Annotated in this window: 17 protein-coding genes; 11 read left to right on the top strand and 6 right to left on the bottom strand. The window is 53.2% G+C overall.

Annotation, left to right across the window (positions count from 1 at the left end; all coding sequences use genetic code 11):
* Positions 1–2: 2 nt before the first annotated feature.
* Positions 3–554 carry an NAD(P)H nitroreductase gene (locus MWH02_RS00905; protein ID WP_110866269.1) on the bottom strand — a complete coding sequence of 184 codons (552 nt, stop codon included), beginning with the start codon at positions 552–554 and terminating at the stop codon, positions 3–5.
* A 169-nt stretch (positions 555–723) separates the two neighbouring features.
* On the opposite strand from MWH02_RS00905, the gene sppA reads away from it, so the two are divergent.
* The 3 genes from sppA to pncA all read left to right on the top strand — a co-directional run bounded on the left by sppA (position 724) and on the right by pncA (position 4,306).
* Positions 724–2,583 (top strand): signal peptide peptidase SppA, encoded by a 1,860-nt coding sequence (gene sppA / locus MWH02_RS00900; protein ID WP_222233348.1) that lies wholly within the window; start codon positions 724–726, stop codon positions 2,581–2,583.
* 85 nt (positions 2,584–2,668) lie between these two features.
* Entirely contained in the window at positions 2,669–3,682 is a 1,014-nt protein-coding gene (gene ansA / locus MWH02_RS00895) for an asparaginase (protein WP_101764219.1), read from the top strand.
* A 15-nt stretch (positions 3,683–3,697) separates the two neighbouring features.
* Positions 3,698–4,306, top strand: a complete 609-nt coding sequence (gene pncA, locus MWH02_RS00890) for a bifunctional nicotinamidase/pyrazinamidase (protein ID WP_271459696.1) — start codon at positions 3,698–3,700, stop codon at positions 4,304–4,306.
* Positions 4,307–4,342: 36 nt separating this feature from the next.
* On the opposite strand, the gene MWH02_RS00885 is transcribed toward pncA, so the two are convergent.
* Positions 4,343–4,624 (bottom strand): YeaC family protein, encoded by a 282-nt coding sequence (locus MWH02_RS00885; protein ID WP_101764217.1) that lies wholly within the window; start codon positions 4,622–4,624, stop codon positions 4,343–4,345.
* Positions 4,625–4,626: 2 nt separating this feature from the next.
* Positions 4,627–5,037 carry a peptide-methionine (R)-S-oxide reductase MsrB gene (gene msrB / locus MWH02_RS00880; protein ID WP_101764216.1) on the bottom strand — a complete coding sequence of 137 codons (411 nt, stop codon included), beginning with the start codon at positions 5,035–5,037 and terminating at the stop codon, positions 4,627–4,629.
* A gap of 338 nt (positions 5,038–5,375) precedes the next feature.
* On the opposite strand from msrB, the gene gapA reads away from it, so the two are divergent.
* Both gapA and MWH02_RS00870 read left to right on the top strand, forming a co-directional pair.
* Positions 5,376–6,374, top strand: a complete 999-nt coding sequence (gene gapA, locus MWH02_RS00875; protein WP_007889697.1) for a glyceraldehyde-3-phosphate dehydrogenase — start codon at positions 5,376–5,378, stop codon at positions 6,372–6,374.
* Between the two features lie 75 nt (positions 6,375–6,449).
* Positions 6,450–7,322: a D-hexose-6-phosphate mutarotase gene (locus tag MWH02_RS00870; protein ID WP_271459695.1), complete on the top strand. Its 873-nt coding sequence runs from the start codon at positions 6,450–6,452 to the stop codon at positions 7,320–7,322.
* A gap of 23 nt (positions 7,323–7,345) precedes the next feature.
* Here the strand turns inward: MWH02_RS00870 and MWH02_RS00865 are convergent, their stop codons facing one another.
* On the bottom strand, positions 7,346–8,197 hold the full coding sequence (locus tag MWH02_RS00865) for an aldo/keto reductase (protein WP_271459694.1): 852 nt from the start codon (positions 8,195–8,197) through the stop codon (positions 7,346–7,348).
* A gap of 80 nt (positions 8,198–8,277) precedes the next feature.
* Positions 8,278–9,027, bottom strand: coding sequence for a MipA/OmpV family protein (locus tag MWH02_RS00860; RefSeq protein WP_110866275.1), 750 nt, complete (start codon positions 9,025–9,027; stop codon positions 8,278–8,280).
* A gap of 408 nt (positions 9,028–9,435) precedes the next feature.
* Here MWH02_RS00860 and yeaG point away from each other — a divergent pair, with 408 nt between their 5' ends.
* From yeaG to MWH02_RS00830, 6 genes are all read left to right on the top strand, one after another.
* The gene (yeaG, locus tag MWH02_RS00855) at positions 9,436–11,370 is read left to right on the top strand and encodes a protein kinase YeaG (RefSeq protein WP_008110364.1); all 1,935 of its coding nucleotides are present in this window, start codon (positions 9,436–9,438) and stop codon (positions 11,368–11,370) included.
* Between the two features lie 91 nt (positions 11,371–11,461).
* Complete coding sequence (locus MWH02_RS00850; RefSeq protein ID WP_101764212.1) at positions 11,462–12,739, top strand: YeaH/YhbH family protein; 1,278 nt, start codon at positions 11,462–11,464, stop codon at positions 12,737–12,739.
* Between the two features lie 230 nt (positions 12,740–12,969).
* On the top strand, positions 12,970–14,697 hold the full coding sequence (locus MWH02_RS00845; RefSeq protein ID WP_101764211.1) for a potassium/proton antiporter: 1,728 nt from the start codon (positions 12,970–12,972) through the stop codon (positions 14,695–14,697).
* Between the two features lie 77 nt (positions 14,698–14,774).
* On the top strand, positions 14,775–15,008 hold the full coding sequence (locus MWH02_RS00840; protein WP_110866277.1) for a DUF1480 family protein: 234 nt from the start codon (positions 14,775–14,777) through the stop codon (positions 15,006–15,008).
* Positions 15,009–15,385: 377 nt separating this feature from the next.
* Positions 15,386–16,852 (top strand): undecaprenyl-phosphate galactose phosphotransferase WbaP, encoded by a 1,467-nt coding sequence (gene wbaP, locus MWH02_RS00835; RefSeq protein ID WP_008110368.1) that lies wholly within the window; start codon positions 15,386–15,388, stop codon positions 16,850–16,852.
* A 113-nt stretch (positions 16,853–16,965) separates the two neighbouring features.
* A complete protein-coding gene (locus MWH02_RS00830) occupies positions 16,966–18,159 on the top strand; it encodes a multidrug effflux MFS transporter (RefSeq protein WP_101764208.1) in 1,194 nt (397 codons plus the stop codon).
* Here the strand turns inward: MWH02_RS00830 and dadX are convergent.
* A complete protein-coding gene (dadX, locus tag MWH02_RS00825; protein ID WP_271459693.1) occupies positions 18,152–19,222 on the bottom strand; it encodes a catabolic alanine racemase DadX in 1,071 nt (356 codons plus the stop codon). The two genes, MWH02_RS00830 and dadX, sit on opposite strands and share 8 nt — an antisense overlap.
* Positions 19,223–19,236: the final 14 nt, after the last annotated feature.

Raw genomic sequence — 19,236 nt, 5'->3', positions numbered from 1 at the left:
TGTCAGAAATAACTGACAAACTGCGCGGTGTCCGGCGCAACCACGGTGGTGTTGGCTTTCAACTGCGGCGTGCCGAGATAGAGGAAACCGACAATCGCATCTTGCTCGCGGCAGCCAAAGGCTTCGCGCACGGACGGATGATCGGTCCACGGACCGCTGCGCCAGATGCCATTAAAACCTTGCGCCACGGCGGCCATCTGCATCGCCATCACTGCACAGCTGGCAGACGCCAGTTGCTCCCACTGCGGCACTTTGGCGTTCTCTTCACAATGCGCCACCACGGTGATGATCATCGGCGCGCGATAAGGCGCGGAGGCTGCTTTGTCAATCGCCTTCTGCTCAAGATTGCTGTCACGCGCGGCCTGTTCCAGCAAGTTAGCAAAGCGCTCGCGCCCCTCATTTTCGACAATAATGAAACGCCATGGCTGCAGCGTACCGTGATCGGGGGCGCGCATCGCGGCGTGCAGAATATTTTGCAACGCTTCACCTGCCGGAGCCGGTTCTGCCAGACGAGACGCCGAGCGGCGATTAACTAATAAATCCAATGCATCCATTATTCTTCTCCCGTGAATAAAAAGCGTGGGCTAATCCTGGCACAGCACGATCTTTTGTAACAGTCTGGCGCGATTTCCTGCTGACTTTTCGCACGCCGCTCTTTAGGATGAACCCGACATCGGGGCAGACCGCGTGCTGGCTGCCCTGCTACGTGAATATGGAGAGTTTATGCGCACTTTGTGGCGAATTATTTCCGGTCTGTTCCGCTGGACCTGGCGGGTACTGAATTTTATTCGGGAATTTATTCTTAATTTATTTCTTATTGTTTTGATCCTGGCGGGCGTCGGGATTTGGCTGCAGGTTTCCAGTTCCAACAACAGTGAGCCTGTACAGCAAGGCGCATTGAAAATCGATCTGAGTGGAGTGCTGGTCGATAAACCTTCCGTCAGCAATCGTCTAAGTCGTATCAGCCGTCAACTGTTAGGCGCCAATAGCGATCGCCTGCAGGAGAATTCCCTGTTCGATGTCGTCGATGCGATCCGCCAGGCAAAAACCGATAAAAACATCACTGGCATCGTGCTGGAGCTGCGTGACTTTGCCGGTGGCGATCAACCTTCGCTGCAATATGTTGGTAAAGCACTGCGCGAATTCCGTGACGCCGGCAAACCTATTTATGCAGTCGGCGACAGTTACAGCCAGGCGCAATACTACATCGCCAGTTACGCCAACAAGGTGTATCTCTCACCTCAGGGCACGGTTGATCTACACGGTTTCGCCACCAACGGCCTGTACTACAAGACTTTGCTGGAAAAGCTGAAAGTTAATTCGCATGTATTCCGTGTAGGCACTTATAAGTCTGCGGTTGAGCCGTTCCTGCGTGACGATATGTCACCGGAAGCGCGCGACGCTGATGGGCGCTGGATTGGCCAGCTGTGGCAGAATTACCTGAATACTGTGGCAGCCAATCGTCAAATTACACCAGAACAGCTGTTCCCAGGTGCAGCCGGCATCATTAGCGGCTTGCAAGCGGTGCAAGGTGATACCGCGAAATATGCGCTGAATAATAAATTGGTGGATGTACTGGATACGCGTGCAGCCGCCGATCAGGAACTGGTGAAAACCTTCGGCTGGGATAAGGCGAATAACGATTACCGTAGCGTGAGTATCTACGATTACACCGTTAAACAGCCGCCGCAGAGCCAGGATGGCAATATCGCCGTGATCCTCGCCAGCGGTGCGATTATGGACGGTGAAGAGAGTGCCGGAAACGTCGGCGGTGATACCACGGCGTCGCAAATCCGCGATGCGCGCCTGGATGCTAAAATCAAAGCCATTGTGTTGCGTGTCAACAGCCCTGGCGGCAGCGTCACGGCATCGGAAGCCATTCGTGAAGAGCTGGCGGCAGCCCACGATGCGGGTAAACCGGTGGTGGTCTCAATGGGTGGCATGGCGGCTTCCGGCGGTTACTGGATTTCAACGCCTGCCGATTACATCGTGGCGGCACCCAGCACGCTGACCGGTTCCATCGGTATCTTTGGCGTGATTAACACCGTTGAAAACAGCCTGAGTTCGGTGGGTGTGCATACTGACGGCGTTGCCACATCACCGCTGGCGGACGTCGCCACCACCAAAGCACTGCCAACTGAAGTGCAGCAGTTGATGCAGCTGACCATTGAGAACGGCTATCGTAACTTCGTGGGCCTGGTGGCGACCTCACGTCACAAAACGCCTGAGGAGATCAATGCGATTGCGCAGGGTCACGTCTGGACCGGTAGCGATGCGAAAGCCAATGGTTTGGTCGATGCGTTGGGAGACTTTGACGATGCCGTGGCGAAAGCTGCTGAGCTGGCGAAAGTCGCTAAGCCGGAGTTGAGCTGGTATCAGGACGATCCGGGCATGATCGATCTGCTGCTGAATCAGATGAACGCGTCGGTTCAGGCGGTGTTGCCGGCTGCGCTGAAAGTCTGGCTGCCTGCGCCAATGCTGGACGTAATGAGCGCAATGAAACAGCAACCTGGCTTACTGAATAACCTCAACGATCCGCAAAATCGCTACGCTTTCTGCCTGAACTGCGGCAACGTACGCTAATCTTTACAGCCCGGCCGCTGGTCGGGCTGCTTTTCGTTCGCAATCCCCTTATACTGCGCGTTTTACGGCAAGTCTGAGTTCCTTCATGCAAAAGAAAAATATCTACGTAGCCTACACCGGCGGCACCATCGGGATGCAGCGCTCTGCGCAGGGCTATATTCCGGTATCGGGCCATCTGCAACAGCAGCTGGCAAACATGCCCGAATTCCATCGGCCTGAAATGCCGGATTTCACCATCCATGAATATCAGCCGCTGATGGACTCCTCGGACATGACGCCGCAGGATTGGCAATCGATTGCGAACGATATTAAGCAAAACTACGATCGTTACGATGGCTTTGTAATTTTGCATGGTACCGACACCATGGCCTTCACCGCTTCGGCGCTCTCCTTTATGCTGGAGAACCTTGCTAAGCCGGTGATTGTCACCGGCTCGCAAATTCCCCTGGCAGAATTGCGTTCTGATGGGCAGCAAAACCTGCTGAACTCGCTGTATGTGGCGGCCAATTATCCGATCAGTGAAGTTGCCCTGTTTTTCAATAACACGCTGTTCCGCGGCAACCGTACCACTAAGGCACATGCTGACGGCTTTAATGCCTTCGCATCGCCAAACCTGGCGCCCTTGCTGGAAGCGGGTATTCATATCCGCCGGTTAAACACCCCGCCCGCACCCCAAGGTCACGGCGAGCTGATTGTGCATCCGATAACACCACAGCCGATTGGCGTGGTGACGATTTATCCGGGTATCTCTGCCGACGTGGTGGGTAATTTCCTGCGTCAACCGGTGAAAGCCTTGATCCTGCGCTCTTACGGCGTTGGCAACGCGCCGCAAAATGCTGAGTTTCTTTCGGAACTGCAACAGGCCAGCGATCGCGGCATTGTGGTGGTGAATCTGACGCAGTGTATGTCCGGCAAAGTGAATATGGGCGGCTATGCCACCGGCAATGCGCTTGAGCATGCGGGCGTGATCAGCGGCTTTGATCTCACCGTTGAGGCCACATTAACCAAACTGCATTTTTTATTGAGTCAGAACCTTACCAGCGCGGAAATTCGTGCCAAAATGCAGCAGAATTTACGCGGCGAACTGACCGAAGATTGATACGGAGCGAAACCAATGAAGCGGGCATTGATAATCATCGATATTCAGAACGATTTTTGCCCCGGCGGCCCAATGGCGGTGCGTGAGGGTGACCAAACGGTTGCCGTCGCCAATCGATTTGCGCGTGAGTTTCACGAGCGGGGTGAATGTGTGGTGGCATTGCAAGACTGGCATCCAGCCAATCACGGCAGCTTCGCCTCGATCTCCGGCGAGCCGGTCTACACGCTCGGCGAATTAAACGGTTTAGCGCAGATCTGGTGGCCCGATCACGGTATTGAGAATTCTGTCGGGGCGGATTTTCATCCCGATCTCGATCGCTCTCTGATTGATGCCGTATTCCATAAAGGGGGCGATGTTGAGGTGGATAGCTACAGCGCCTTCTTTGATAACGGCCATCGACGCAAGACAGAACTCGACAGCTGGCTGCGCGAGCGCGGCATTAGCAATTTAGTGATGTTGGGTATTGCGACCGATTACTGCGTCAAATACAGCGTGCTGGATGCGCTAGAGTTAGGTTACAACGTGGAGGTGGTTAAAGAGGGCTGCCGCGGTGTGAACCTGAATCCGGATGACAGTGAAATTGCTTTCGCTCAGATGGAAGCACAAGGTGCGGTATTAATCTGAAAATAAGGGGCTGGTGAGAACCAGCCCTTTTGATTTTTAGTGCAGGTTGATGCGCGTGACGTCGGGCTCAATGCCAAACTCTTCTTTCAGCTGTTTCTTCGATTTCATCACCATATCCCCACCTTTGCTAATGGTCATATGTTGCGGATCGTCATTGTGGCGAGCCTGCCACAACATCACCAGCTGCAGACAATTCTCTTTCTGCTCTGGCGTCAGCGCGACGCCATCTGGCCATTTGCCGATTTCAACCGCCGTGGAGAGCCGCTCGTACACTTCCGGCGTCATCGCCTCCAGCATCGCTTCCAGTTCCTGTTTCATGCTTAGCCCTCTTGCTGATTGCCCTGCTCATCAGTGAAGTTTAGCGAGGCGGAGTTCACGCAGTAGCGCTCGCCGCTCGGTTGTGGGCCATCCGGGAACACATGTCCCAAATGCGCATCACAGTTGCCACAGCGAATCTCAACCCGTTGCATGCCGTGTGAATCATCTTCCAGATAGCGGATAGCGTCGTCACTGAAAGGCTGATAGAAACTTGGCCAGCCACAGCCTGAATCGTATTTGGTTTCGGAGAGAAACAGCGGCGAATTACAAACTAAGCAGTGGTAAATCCCTTCCTGCTTGTTGTGCAGCAAGGCGCCCGAGAAAGGGGGCTCCGTTCCACGATGCTGAGTGACATAGCGCTGCATTTCGGAAAGCTGCGCAATTTTTGCGTCGGGTGCGGTGTCTTTAGCCATTTTGAGTTCCGGAGTGTCATTCTGAAAAAATCGACTAGTATTCTAACAAACGTACAACATCCATCGGGTCTTTTTTCGTGCTAACGCCTCCGACATCTGTTCCACAGCACGATTTTGTGATGGCGATCACCCTTTGCAAAAGTCATCCCTTTTCAGCCCGCATTCGGCGTAACATAGGCGCGCAATAAGGGTGCTGCGTAAGCGATTGCGCAACGAATTATTCCTGGTGTTGGAATTGACCTGTCGCAACAATTGACACGATTCCGCTTGACGCCTGGTAAGGTTTTTGTAATTTTACAGCCAACCTTTTATTCACTAACAAATAGCTGGTGGAATATATGACTATCAAAGTAGGTATTAACGGTTTTGGCCGTATCGGTCGCATCGTTTTCCGTGCTGCGCAGCAGCGTTCTGACATCGAAATCGTCGCGATCAACGATCTGCTCGACGCCGATTACATGGCATACATGCTGAAGTATGACTCTACTCACGGTCGTTTTGACGGCACTGTAGAAGTGAAAGACGGTGCACTGATTGTTAACGGTAAGAAAATCCGTGTTACCGCTGAGAAAGACCCGGCTAACCTGAAGTGGGACGAAGTGGGTGTTGACGTTGTTGCTGAAGCGACCGGTATCTTCCTGACCGACGAAACCGCACGTAAACACATCACCGCTGGCGCGAAGAAAGTGGTTCTGACTGGTCCATCTAAAGACAGCACCCCGATGTTCGTACGTGGCGCTAACTTTGACAAATATGCTGGCCAGGACATCGTTTCTAACGCGTCTTGCACCACCAACTGCCTGGCTCCACTGGCTAAAGTTATCAACGACAACTTCGGTATCGTTGAAGGTCTGATGACCACCGTTCACGCAACCACCGCGACGCAGAAAACCGTTGATGGCCCGTCTCACAAAGACTGGCGCGGCGGCCGTGGCGCAGCGCAGAACATCATCCCATCTTCTACCGGTGCAGCTAAAGCAGTTGGCGTTGTTCTGCCAGAGCTGAACGGCAAACTGACCGGTATGGCGTTCCGCGTTCCTACTCCAAACGTGTCTGTTGTTGACCTGACTGTTCGCCTGGAAAAACCAGCGACCTACAAAGAAATTTGTGCAGTGATCAAAGCTGAGTCAGAAGGCAAAATGAAAGGCGTTCTGGGCTACATTGAAGACGACGTGGTTTCTACCGACTTCAACGGCGAAACCCTGACTTCAGTATTCGATGCTAAAGCAGGTATCGCTCTGAACGACAACTTCGTGAAACTGGTTTCTTGGTACGATAACGAAACTGGTTACTCACATAAAGTTCTCGATCTGATTGCACTGGTTGCTTCTAAGTAAGCTAACCGGCTAAACGGACAAGGGGTGACTTCGGTCGCCCCTTTTTTTCGACTGGATAAAAGAGAAGGTCTGACCATGCAAGATACGCTTTATACCCTTCCGGTAGTGAATCAAATCACCCCTTATCTGTCACAGCGCCAGCAGGATGATTTGCCGATTGTGGTAATCAGCCATCCTAAAGTGCGTGCGGCGATTGCCCTGCAAGGTGCGCATCTGCTTTCGTGGCAGCCTAGCGGCCAAAAACCGGTGATTTGGCTCAGTGAAAAAACCCCGTTTACCACAGGTAAAGCAATCCGCGGCGGCGTGCCGATTTGCTGGCCGTGGTTTGGTCCGGCAGGTGAACCGGCGCACGGTTTTGCACGCAATATGCCGTGGACGCTGACCGCCCATGACGAAAACGAAGATGCGGTAATGCTGACTTTTACGCTGGAAAGCAACGCACAAACCAAAAAGCTCTGGCCGCACGATTTCACCCTGCTTGCTCGCTTCCGGATTGCTGAGCATTGTGAAATTGAGCTGGAAGCTTACGGCGACTATGAAGCCACCGCAGCGCTGCACAGCTACTTCCAGATTGCGGATATCTCTCAGGTCGAAGTGAGCGGATTAGGTAACAGTTTTATCGATAAGGTTAACGATAATGCTGTTGGCGCATCCAACGGCAAGCAGACCTATCCCAACCGCGTGGATCGTATTCACACCGCAGCGGATGACTGCAGCGTGATTCACGATAAAGCGGGCAAACGCCAGATTGAAGTCTATCACCACTATCAGAGTGACGTTGTCACGTGGAATCCAGGTCCGGAGTTATCATGCAGCATGGGGGACATGCCAAATGAAGGCTATAAAACCATGGTGTGCGTGGAAACGGCGCGCATTAGCAAGCCGTTAAAAAGCGCGGGTGAATCCCCTGCGCGTTTGGGCACCACAATTCGTATCGTTAATAAGTAATAAGATGCGGCGCCGTTGCGCCGCTAAACCACATCTAATGCAGTTTTAGATTGAGGCGCAGGAAACGCCCGATCAATGATGCTCAGCTCTTCATCAGTCAAATTGATGCTAAGCGCGGCCGCGTTTTGCTGCACATGTGCAACGCTGCTGGCTTTAGGAATGGCCAAAACGCCTTGCTGACGGATCACCCAAGCCAATAGCACTTGCGCCACGCTGATGCCCTTCTGTTGTGCAATCTGTTTAAGATGCGCATCGTCAAACAGCGCCTGTCGCAGTCGTCCAGCCTGCGCTAACGGGCAATAGGCCATAATCGGCATCTCGCGCTGCTGACACTGCGGCAACAGATCGTACTCGATCCCGCGTGACGCTAAGTGGTACAGCACCTGATTGGTTAAACAGGATTTGCCGCCGGGCTCTTGCCACAGTTCCAGCATATCGTCATGGTCAAAGTTCGAGACGCCCCAATGGCGGATTTTGCCCTGCTGCTGCAAGGATTCCATCGCGCGAATGGTTTCTTCTAAGGGCACATTGCCGCGCCAGTGCAGCAAGTAGAGATCGAGGTAACCGGTTTGCAGACGGCGCAGACTGCGCTCGCAGGCCTCGATAGCATCGACTTCACCGGCATTCCAGGGATACACCTTCGATACCAGCCAGGCTTGATCGCGACGGCCGCGTAACGCTTCGCCGACCACCTCTTCGGCAGCGCCTTCCGCATACATTTCCGCCGTGTCGATAACCTTAAGTCCAAGATCTAAACCCGCCTGCAGTGCGCCCACTTCCTGGCTGCGCAGCGCTGCATTCTCACCCATATACCAGGTTCCCTGGCCAATAGCGGGTAAAGCTGATTCACCGTGAAATTGGATAGTCTTCATCACTCCTCCTGTTGCGCTGATATGGGGCTCTGAATTGGTGCAATGTAAGAAAAACGCCTCATTACGAGGCGTTTATTTAATCGTCAGAAGCTGTAACTGATGCCGGTCCAGAGTGTGAACTGGCCACTCTTATCGACCATCGGGCTGTCTTTGATTTCGCTGTCGAAGCGCGTGTAACGACCAGACAAGCTGGCGTTCCAGCTTTGGCTGATTTGGTAGCTGGCATTCATCTCGACATACGGCGACCAGCTGTCGTCTGGATGATACTCAGCGATGCCGGTTCGCGCACTTTCATGGGATGAAACACCGTAGTAATAACGGTTCTGATTGGCGCTGTTCCACATTGCACCAATGCCCGGCGTCAGGCTGAATGCGCCGAAATCAAAGCGATATAGATAGGTGAGATCCCAGATTAAACCATTGCTGTTATTGAGCACATCACCCAGCAGAGCGGTGCGCACGATACCCCAATCGGCAACATGGCGATAGTTGGCGCCGGCCATCAGCGTCATACGGCGCTTATCCAGCGCTTTCATGTCACCCAAATCGTTGTCTTTCGGATCGTACTGCTGCGGCGATCCCAGCACCGTCAGCGACAGCTGATTCTGCGGGTCTTTCCACAGGTAATAGCCGCCTTGCAGGCTACGGAACCAGAAGTTTTCGCCTTCATAATTAATCACCGGAATCGGCAGATAGCGGTCTTGTCCGCCCCGATAAGGTGACTGCGCATAAATCACCGAAGCGCCAAGAGATAAGGGTTCTGCATGAGTGCCGAACGCCGCAAAATAACAAGGAATAGCCAGAGTAAGCGCTTTAAGTTTGAATTGGTTCACAATTTATTCAGTCCATTAATATAACAATCACACGCAGAGTCTAACCAAATTTTTGCTATCGGTTAACGTTTAATGATGCTCTCTAACCAGCATAGCGAAATATTCTCAGTGGCTTCATCGCTCTCACGGCTTAGGTTGATTGCCTCAGTGCTTATGAGACTTTGTTATTGATATATCGCTGAATAAGGAGAAAAGTGGCTGCAGGTTTTCTGAATGCCTTCTACAGTTAAATGTAAGACGAGACTTTTTTGTACGAGCAGAGTAACCATAAGAATTGTGTATCCCGATAAAAAAACGTCAGGTTGGCATAAGGGTTGCTGTACTCAATAAAGAATATCTTCCGGGAGCTGCTACAAACTTTTATTACGCTCCTTTACCTGTGCTAAAAACGAAAGGACGGGCATCGCTATGAATATATTCGATCACTATCGTCAGCGTTATGAAGCTGCCAAGGACGAAGAGTTCTCATTGCAGGAATTCCTCGCCATCTGTAAACAGGATCGCAGTGCATACGCCAACGCTGCCGAGCGACTATTAATGGCCATCGGTGAGCCGGTGATGGTTGACACTGCGCAAGAGCCTCGCCTTTCCCGAATCTTTTCCAACCGAGTCATGGGACGCTACCCGGCCTTCGAAGAGTTTTACGGTATGGAGGAAGCGATTGAGCAAATCGTCTCCTACCTGAAACACGCCGCGCAGGGTTTGGAAGAGAAGAAACAGATCCTTTACTTACTGGGCCCGGTGGGTGGCGGTAAATCCTCATTGGCCGAGCGCCTGAAAGCGCTGATGCAGCGTGTGCCGATCTATGTGCTGAGCGCCGACGGCGAGCGCAGCCCGGTAAACGATCATCCACTCTGCCTGTTTAACCCGCAGGAAGACGCCAATATTCTGGAAAAAGAGTATGGCGTGCCGCGGCGTTATCTGGGCACCATCATGTCGCCCTGGGCGGCGAAACGCCTGCATGAGTTTGGCGGCGATATCACCCGCTTCAAAGTGGTGAAAGTGTGGCCGTCAATTCTGGAGCAGGTAGCAATTGCCAAAACAGAACCAGGCGATGAGAACAACCAGGATATTTCTGCGTTGGTCGGCAAAGTGGATATCCGTAAACTGGAAAATCACGCGCAAAACGATCCTGACGCATACGGCTATTCAGGTGCCCTTTGCCGCGCAAACCAAGGCGTGATGGAATTCGTTGAGATGTTTAAAGCACCGATTAAAGTGCTACATCCACTGCTGACCGCCACGCAGGAAGGTAACTACAACGGTACCGAAGGGATTTCTGCCCTGCCGTTCAACGGCATCATTCTGGCGCACTCCAACGAATCAGAATGGGTTACCTTCCGTAATAACAAAAACAATGAGGCCTTCCTCGACCGTGTTTACATCGTCAAAGTGCCTTATTGCCTACGCGTTTCCGAAGAGATCAAGATCTACAACAAACTGTTGGATCACAGTGAGTTGACCACTGCGCCATGCGCGCCGGGCACGCTGGAAACCCTGGCCCGCTTCTCGATTCTGTCGCGTTTGAAAGAGCCGGAAAACTCCAGCATCTACTCGAAAATGCGCGTTTATGATGGCGAGAGCCTGAAAGATACCGATCCAAAAGCCAAATCCTGGCAGGAGTATCACGATTACGCGGGCGTTGATGAGGGCATGAACGGTCTTTCGACCCGCTTCGCGTTTAAAATCCTGTCGCGCGTGTTTAACTTCGACCATGCTGAGGTGGCGGCCAACCCGGTGCATCTGTTCTACGTGCTGGAGCAGCAAATTGAGCGCGAGCAGTTCCCTCAGGATCAAGCCGAGAAGTATCTGGAGCACCTGAAAGGCTACCTGATTCCGAAATACGCCGAGTTTATCGGTAAAGAGATTCAGACCGCGTACCTGGAGTCCTACTCGGAATACGGTCAAAACATCTTTGATCGCTACGTTACCTACGCTGATTTCTGGATTCAGGATCAAGAGTACCGCGATCCTGACACCGGACAGCTGTTTGACCGCGAATCGCTGAACGCCGAGCTGGAAAAGATCGAGAAACCTGCCGGGATCAGTAACCCGAAAGATTTCCGTAACGAGATTGTCAACTTTGTGCTGCGTGCCCGTGCGCAGAATAGCGGACGCAATCCGAACTGGACCAGCTACGAAAAACTGCGCACGGTCATCGAGAAGAAAATGTTCTCGAACACCGAAGAGTTGCTGCCGGTGATTTCGTTCAATACCAAAACCTCAACGGACGAGCAGAAAAAACACGATGATTTTGTCGATCGCATGATGGAAAAAGGCTATACCCGCAAGCAAGTACGCCTGCTGTGCGAATGGTATCTGCGCGTGCGTAAATCTTCATAATCGTTATCTGTAAGCGTCGCGGCGCTTCGGTGCTGCAACAGGAGGCCGGGTTTTCCCGGCCTAAGCTTGCAATGCAGTTTGGGGGATTTTTATGGCCTATTTTATCGATCGGCGTCTCAACGGTAAGAACAAAAGCGCCGTCAATCGGCAGCGCTTTCTGCGCCGTTATAAGTCGCAAATCAAGCAATCGATCTCCGAGGCCATTAACAAGCGTTCGGTGACCGATGTCGAGAGCGGCGAATCGGTCTCGATTCCAATTGACGATATCAATGAACCGAGCTTCCATCAGGGCCGCGGCGGCAGTCGCCATCGCGTGCATCCTGGGAATGACCATTTCGTGCAAAACGATCGCATTGAACGTCCGCAAGGTGGCGGCGGCAGCGGCGGTAGCGGCCAGGGCAACGCCAGTCAGGATGGTGAAGGCCAGGACGAATTCAGCTTCCAGATATCTAAAGATGAATATCTCGATCTTCTGTTCGAAGATTTGGCGTTGCCGAACCTGCGCAAGAATCAGCATCGGCAGTTAAACGAGTACAAAACCCATCGCGCGGGCTACACCTCAAACGGTACGCCGGCTAATATCAGCGTGGTGCGCTCACTGCAGAACTCGCTGGCTCGTCGTACGGCGATGACGGCGGGTAAACGCCGCATGTTAAACGAACTGGAAGCTACGCTAGCCGAAGTGGAAACCAGCGAACCGGCGCAGTTACTGGAAGAGGAGCGTTTACGTAAAGAGATCGCTGAGTTGCGCGCGCGCATCGACCGCGTGCCGTTTATCGATACCTTTGACCTGCGCTACAAAAACTTCGAGAAGCGACCAGAACCTTCCAGCCAGGCCGTGATGTTCTGCCTGATGGACGTGTCTGGTTCGATGGATCAAGCCACCAAAGATATGGCGAAGCGTTTCTACATTCTGCTGTATCTGTTCCTGAGCCGTACTTACAAGAACGTCGACGTGGTGTACATCCGGCATCACACTCAAGCCAAAGAGGTCGACGAACAGGAGTTCTTCTACTCGCAGGAAACGGGCGGCACCATTGTTTCCAGTGCACTGAAGTTAATGGATGAGGTGGTTAAAGAGCGTTATGACCCGTCACAGTGGAACATCTATGCGGCGCAAGCGTCGGATGGGGATAACTGGGCCGATGATTCACCACTCTGCCACGAGATCTTAGCCAAACATATTCTGCCGGTTGTGCGTTATTACAGCTATATCGAGATCACGCGTCGCGCGCACCAGACCTTATGGCGCGAGTATGAACATCTGCAGGCAATGTTTGATAACTTCGCAATCCAACATATTCGCGAGCCAGAAGACATCTATCCGGTATTTAGAGAACTTTTCCACAAACAGGCTGCAGAAGCCTGATTTTATAAGCCGGTCACTGACCGGCTTTTTCTTTGCAGCAGCCCCGCTCACTTAGCGCCATTTCCTGTTGTTTTTTCATACAAATTTAGCTGTATATGGGATGCGGCCCCACAGAATGAAAAAATGTGCAATTAAGCGCTGACAAGCTATTGATAAGGCATTATCTTTCCACCTTGTCTGTGTGAATCGCCCGCAGTTTGTCTTTTTTGCCCCACCGCAGGAGAACGCCGTTGAATACCAGCATGATTTACAGTTTGTTCATTATTGGGTCCGTGCTGGTAGCAGCAAGTATTTTGCTCAGTTCCTTTTCATCACGCCTTGGCATTCCGATTCTGGTGATCTTCCTCGCTCTCGGCATGTTGGCCGGGATTGATGGTATCGGTGGCATCGCCTTTGATAACTATCCCGTCGCCTATCTGGTCTCCAACCTCGCTTTAGCCATCATCTTGCTTGATGGCGGGATGCGCACCAAAGCATCTTCGCTAAAGGTGGCGCTCGGCCCGGCATTATCTCTGGCGACCGTCGGCGTGATGATCACCGCAGGGTTAACCGGCGTTGCCGCTGCCTGGCTGTTTAAGCTCGATCTGATGCAGGGCTTTCTGATTGGCGCGATTATCGGTTCTACCGATGCCGCCGCCGTATTTTCGCTGCTGGGTGATAAAGGCCTCAATGAACGTGTCAGCTCCACGCTGGAGATTGAATCCGGCAGCAACGATCCGATGGCGGTGTTTCTCACCATCACGCTGATCGACATGATTCAGCAAGGCCAGTCCGGCCTGAGCTGGATGTTTGTGGTGCATCTGGTGCAGCAGTTTGGTCTTGGCATCGTATTAGGCCTGGGCGGCGGCTGGGCGCTGCAGCAGTTGATTAACCGGATCAATCTGGCGCAGGGTTTATATCCGCTGCTGGCGGTGAGTGGCGGCATCATCGTGTTTGCCCTCACCACCGTGATGGAAGGCAGCGGCATTCTGGCGGTTTATCTTTGCGGCTTCCTGCTGGGCAACAGCCCGATTCGCAACCGCCACGGTATTTTGCAAACCTTTGACGGCATGGCATGGCTGAGCCAAATCGGCATGTTCATTGTGCTGGGCTTGCTGGTGACACCCTCCGATTTGTGGCACATCGCGGTGCCGGCGATGATTCTGTCGCTGTGGTTGATTCTGGTAGCGCGCCCGCTGTCGATTCTGGTTGGTCTGTTACCGTTCAAAGGCTTCACCGGACGCGAACGTATCTTCATCAGTTGGGTGGGCTTACGTGGCGCAGTGCCAATCATCCTCGCCGTATTTCCGATGATGGCCGGGCTGGAGAACGCCAAGCTCTACTTCAACATCGCTTTCTTTGTAGTGTTGGTGTCGTTGATGCTGCAAGGTACCTCGCTGGGCTATGCCGCCAAACGCGCCAAAGTGGTGGTGCCACCAACCGCCTCGCCGATTAGCCGGGTTGGGCTGGATATCCATCCGGAGAATCCGTGGGAACAATTTATTTACCAGCTGAGCGCCGACAAATGGTGCGTCGGCGCAGCGCTGCGTGATTTGCAGATGCCGCGCGAAACCCGCATCGCCGCCCTGTTCCGTGATAACGCGTTAATGCATCCCAACGGCAATACGCGCCTGAAAGAAGGCGATGTGCTGTGTGTGATTGGCCGTGAGCGCGATCTTCCCGCACTGGGTAAAATGTTCAGCCAATCGCCGCCGGTATCGCTGGATCAACGCTTCTTCGGCGACTTTATTCTGGATGCCGAAGCGCGCCTGCGCGACGTGGCGCAAATTTACGGCCTGGAGTTAGATGAACAGACCAACGATCAGCAGTCGCTAGGACAGCTGGTAATGAGTTTGCTCGGCAGCACGCCAGTGGTTGGCGATCAGGTGGAATGGAAGCAGTTAACCTGGACGGTAGCAGAGAAAGAAGATAACCAGATTGTGAAGGTCGGCGTGCGCGTCAGCGAAGACAAGGATTAATCCGAGGCTTTATCGCTCGTAAACTGCGTGTGAACGACTATGCTCACTATTCAACCCAGCAAATACGGGAGAATGTAATGGGACGCGTGGTGAAGATTGGTCAATATGAAATCGTTGATGCAGAGTTCAATAGTGACAATGGCGACACTGTCAGTATTCCCTGCCATACCAATCCCGGCCTGAGTGACCAACTCGACGGCTGGGATGTGGATACCAGTGTACCGGCATGGATTGATGAAGAGGCTGTCGATCTGCAAATCGGACACTATGATAAGCAGCAGGACCTGTGGGTATTAAAAAAACCCGCCTGATTGGCTGGCGCCGCCATTGATGTGAATGGCGGTCATTCCGAAAAGCTGTCTTAAAATAAAGCGTAATATTCGCGATTAATTAACTTTTAACCATACATTTCAATTAAATAGCCAATTATTTCTTTAGTCATTTATTTCCTTTTCAGACTATTTCCATATTAACTCTGTCAAATAACTCCTGCATACTCTTAAACGTTGCTGCAGCTTTTCGTGACGTGCATCACGTCTCAAACGGTCCTTTCCTTGCAGCGCTTATGGCAGCACTGACTTATATCTCGCTGAAAGAATTATTCTTTCCATTTTTCAGCGGACCACTCCTGAGCGCGTACTTGATTCTGGTCAGGCCATCTTTTACTTAAGAAAAGAGAGCAGGTTTTATGGCAAGTACTTTGATAATGAATGATGCAACCCGCTCGTGGAGCGGACTGCGCAAAAACCTCATCGCAAAAGTCGCACTTAGTTTCTCGGATTTAATTGCATTAAATCTGGCATTGTTTTTATCTGCCGCCACCGTTCAAGGTATTTGGGGCGAACTGGATACCTTTATTCCGCCCCAGCAGATTGAATATCGGTTTATTGCCCAATTTAGCCTTTCTATTCTTTGCACCGCCTGGTTCTGGGTGCGTATGCGTCACTACACTTATCGCAAGCCGTTTTGGTTTGAACTGAAAGAAGTGATTAAAACCCTGTTCGTCTTCTCTCTGCTTGATCTGGCGTTGATTGCCTTTTCAAAATGGGACTTCTCGCGCATGGTTTGGGTATTTAGCTGGACTTACGCTCTGCTGCTGCTGCCGCTGATGCGTGCCGTGGTAAAACGCGCCATCAACCGCGCAGGTCAGTGGCAGAAGGAAACCATCATCATTGGTTCCGGTAAAAATGCCATGGAAGCTTATGCGGCGCTGCAGAGCGAGGAGATCCTCGGTTATAACGTGCAGGCGTTTATCTCGCTGGATGATGACCAACAGCATGAGAAGGTTAATGGCGTTCCGGTGATCACCTGGAAAGACATCAACTGGCAAACCATGGACCGTGACAACACGCAATTTATCGTCGCCACCGAATTTGAGCAGCAAGTGGTGCGCGATAAATGGCTGAAGTTCCTGTCCAAAATGAAGTGCCGTTCAATCTCCGTGATCCCAACGCTGCGCGGCGTGCCGCTGTATGGCACCGATATGTCATTCATCTTCAGCCATGAAGTGATGATTTTGCGCGTCAGCAACAACCTGGCGAAACGCTCTTCGCGCTTCCTGAAACGCACCTTCGATATCGTGGTGGCATCCATGCTGCTGCTGTTCCTCGGACCGGTATTTGGACTGCTGTGTGCGATGGTGAAACGTGACGGCGGCAATGCGATTTATGGTCATGAACGCGTTGGGCAAGATGGCGTGAAATTTAAGTGCCTGAAGTTCCGCTCAATGGTGACCAACTCGCAGGAAGTGCTGCAAAATTTGCTGGCGACCAGCGAGGAAGCGCGTGCCGAATGGGACCGTGATTTCAAACTGAAAAACGATCCGCGTGTGACCAAAATTGGTAACTTCCTGCGCAAAACCAGCCTTGATGAGCTGCCACAGTTGTGGAATGTCATTCGTGGCGAAATGAGTCTGGTCGGTCCGCGTCCGGTGATTGAAGCAGAACTGGAGCGTTATGCCGGTGATGTGGATTACTACCTGATGGCGAAACCAGGCATGACCGGCTTGTGGCAGGTCAGCGGACGTAACGACATTGACTACGATACGCGCGTCTATTTCGATTCCTGGTACGTGAAAAACTGGGCGTTATGGACTGACATTGCGATTCTGTTCAAAACCGCTGGCGTAGTGGTTCGTCGCGACGGCGCTTACTAATACCCTCGAGGCGATGCTTGTGCACTTCGGCAGGCATCGCTTTTATTATCCCTTTCTTTTTCCCCTAAGAGTCATTACCCTTCCGGATTGTTTAACAGGTCGTCCGGTTCGTAATGCAAAAATTCACCTTAATACTTCTTAGCCTGGTGCTGCTGGCGCCGCTTGGCATTGATCTTTACCTCCCGACATTGCCGCAAATCGCCGAAGGTCTTAACAGCCCGGTGAGCCTCATCCAAATCACGATTCCTCTGTTTTTATTGGTGATGGGCATTGGCCAATTGATTACCGGTCCGCTGGTGGATAATTTTGGTCGTAAGCCGCTCGCGTTAATTGGTCTTGCGCTTTACATCATTGGCAGCGCGATTGCCGCCACGAGCACGCTGTGGCCGGTGTTCTTTCTCGCCCGCATCATTCAGGGTTGCGCGGTGTGCTGCACGGCGGTGGTGGCCTTCAGCGGCGTGCGTGACCGTCTCAGTGGCGAGGATGCCGCACGCGCTTACGGCTTTCTCAATGGTGCGCTGAATATCGTTCCCGCGCTGGCGCCACTGCTGGGTGGGATCCTCGCCGAAGCCTACGGCTGGCGGATGCCATTCTGGTTCCTGTGCGGCTATGCGGTGGTGATCGGCTTGATCGTCCTGCTGTGGCTGCCCGAAACGCGCCCGGCGGACACCTTACGCGTTAAAGGTTTACCGCTGGCGCAGTATGCTGCCATCGCCCGTGAACCGCGCTTTCTCGCCTTTGCCTTTGCCAATGCCGGCGCGCTGGGCATGGTGCTGACCTATGTGTCGCTGGCGCCACACGTGCTGATGACCGAAGGCGGCCTGACGCCGTTGCAATTCTCTTTCGCCTTTGGCGCCAACGGGTTTTGGATCATGCTGGTTAGCGCGTTCGTAAACAAAACCATTCGCAAAGCGGGACGCCCGTTCTGCCTGGCGATGGGTTTCGCCACCATGTTGATCGGCGCAATTCTTCTGATGATGGGCACCACGCTGTTACCGGCGGCGTGGCAAAACCATTGGGCGCTGTACATGATTCCCGTGGCGGTTTCCGTTGCTGGCCTGGCGTTCACGGTCGGTCCCGCCACCAGCTACGCGCTGGAGCCGTATCAGCAGCAAGCGGGCGTGGCCTCAGCACTGCAGGGATTTATTCAGATGGCGTGTGGTGCGGGCGGCAGCATGGCAATCGTAGCATTGCCCGTTGCTGAGAAGTCGTCACTGGCATTGATGATGCTGCTGGGTGCAGCGCTGGCACTGACCGCCTGGCGCTGCAGTAAGAAAATGCACGGTCGCGTGACCGCGCTTAAATAACTTCAACCGGAACGCGTGGCGCGAGCGCACACATCAGCTCGTAGCCCACCGTTCCGGCGGCTTTTGCCACCTCATCGATCTTCACCTGATTGCCCCACAGCTCCACCTTTGAACCGATGCCGGCCTGCGGGCAAGGTTCTAAATCGATCATCATCATGTCCATGGAGATGGCGCCCAGCGTTTGCGTGCGTATGCCATCCACGCTGACTGGCGTGCCGGTGGGCGCATGACGCGGATAACCGTCGGCGTAGCCACAGGCGACGATGCCGATACGCTGGGTGCCGCTAGCGTGATAGCGATAACCGTAACCCACGCCCTCACCGGCATTCAGCTGCTGCACGCCAATGATTTCGCTGGTTAGCGTCATCACCGGCTGCAATCCGGTGCTGGCGATATCCTGCCAGTCGCCGCTCGGTGACGCGCCATAGAGAATAATGCCGGGACGCACCCAGTCAAAATGCGCTTCAGGATGCCACAGCGTAGCCGCAGAGTTAGACAGGGAACGCGGACAATCGAGCCCTTCCGCCGCCAGTTCGACGCGCTTCATCGGCTCAACAACTCCTTGCGGATTTTCTGCATCAGCGAAGTGCGCCATCAGCGTCATTGCACCGACGTTCGGCAGAGCGCGCAGTTTTTGCCACGCCGCATGAGCCTGCTCAGGACGGAAACCAAGCCGGTTCATGCCGCTGTTGATTTTGAGGTACACATCGACCGGTGCCGACAGCTGCGCTTTTGCCAGCGCCTGAATCTGCCAGTTGCTGTGCACGCTGGTGGTGAGGCGGTAACGATCGATTAGCGCTAAATCCTCGGCATGAAAGAAACCTTCCAGCAGCAGGATCGGTTTTTTCCAGCCCTGCTCACGCAGCAGGATCGCCTCTTCCATATTCAGCAGCGCGAAACCATCGGTTTCTGCCAGGCTTTGCCACACGCGAGCCACACCGTGACCATACGCATTGGCTTTTACCACCGACCAGACGCGTGATTGCGGGGCCGCCCGGCGAACAACGGCCAGATTATGACGCAGTGCCTGTTGATTGATGGTGGCACCGGTTGGACGTGACATGCTTTTACTCTCCC

The organism is Pantoea leporis, from assembly GCF_028048155.1.
In the GTDB taxonomy this organism is placed as follows: domain Bacteria; phylum Pseudomonadota; class Gammaproteobacteria; order Enterobacterales; family Enterobacteriaceae; genus Pantoea; species Pantoea leporis.
The sequence above is the reverse complement of the archived record's forward strand: the minus strand, read 5'-3'. Positions and strand labels throughout refer to the sequence as shown.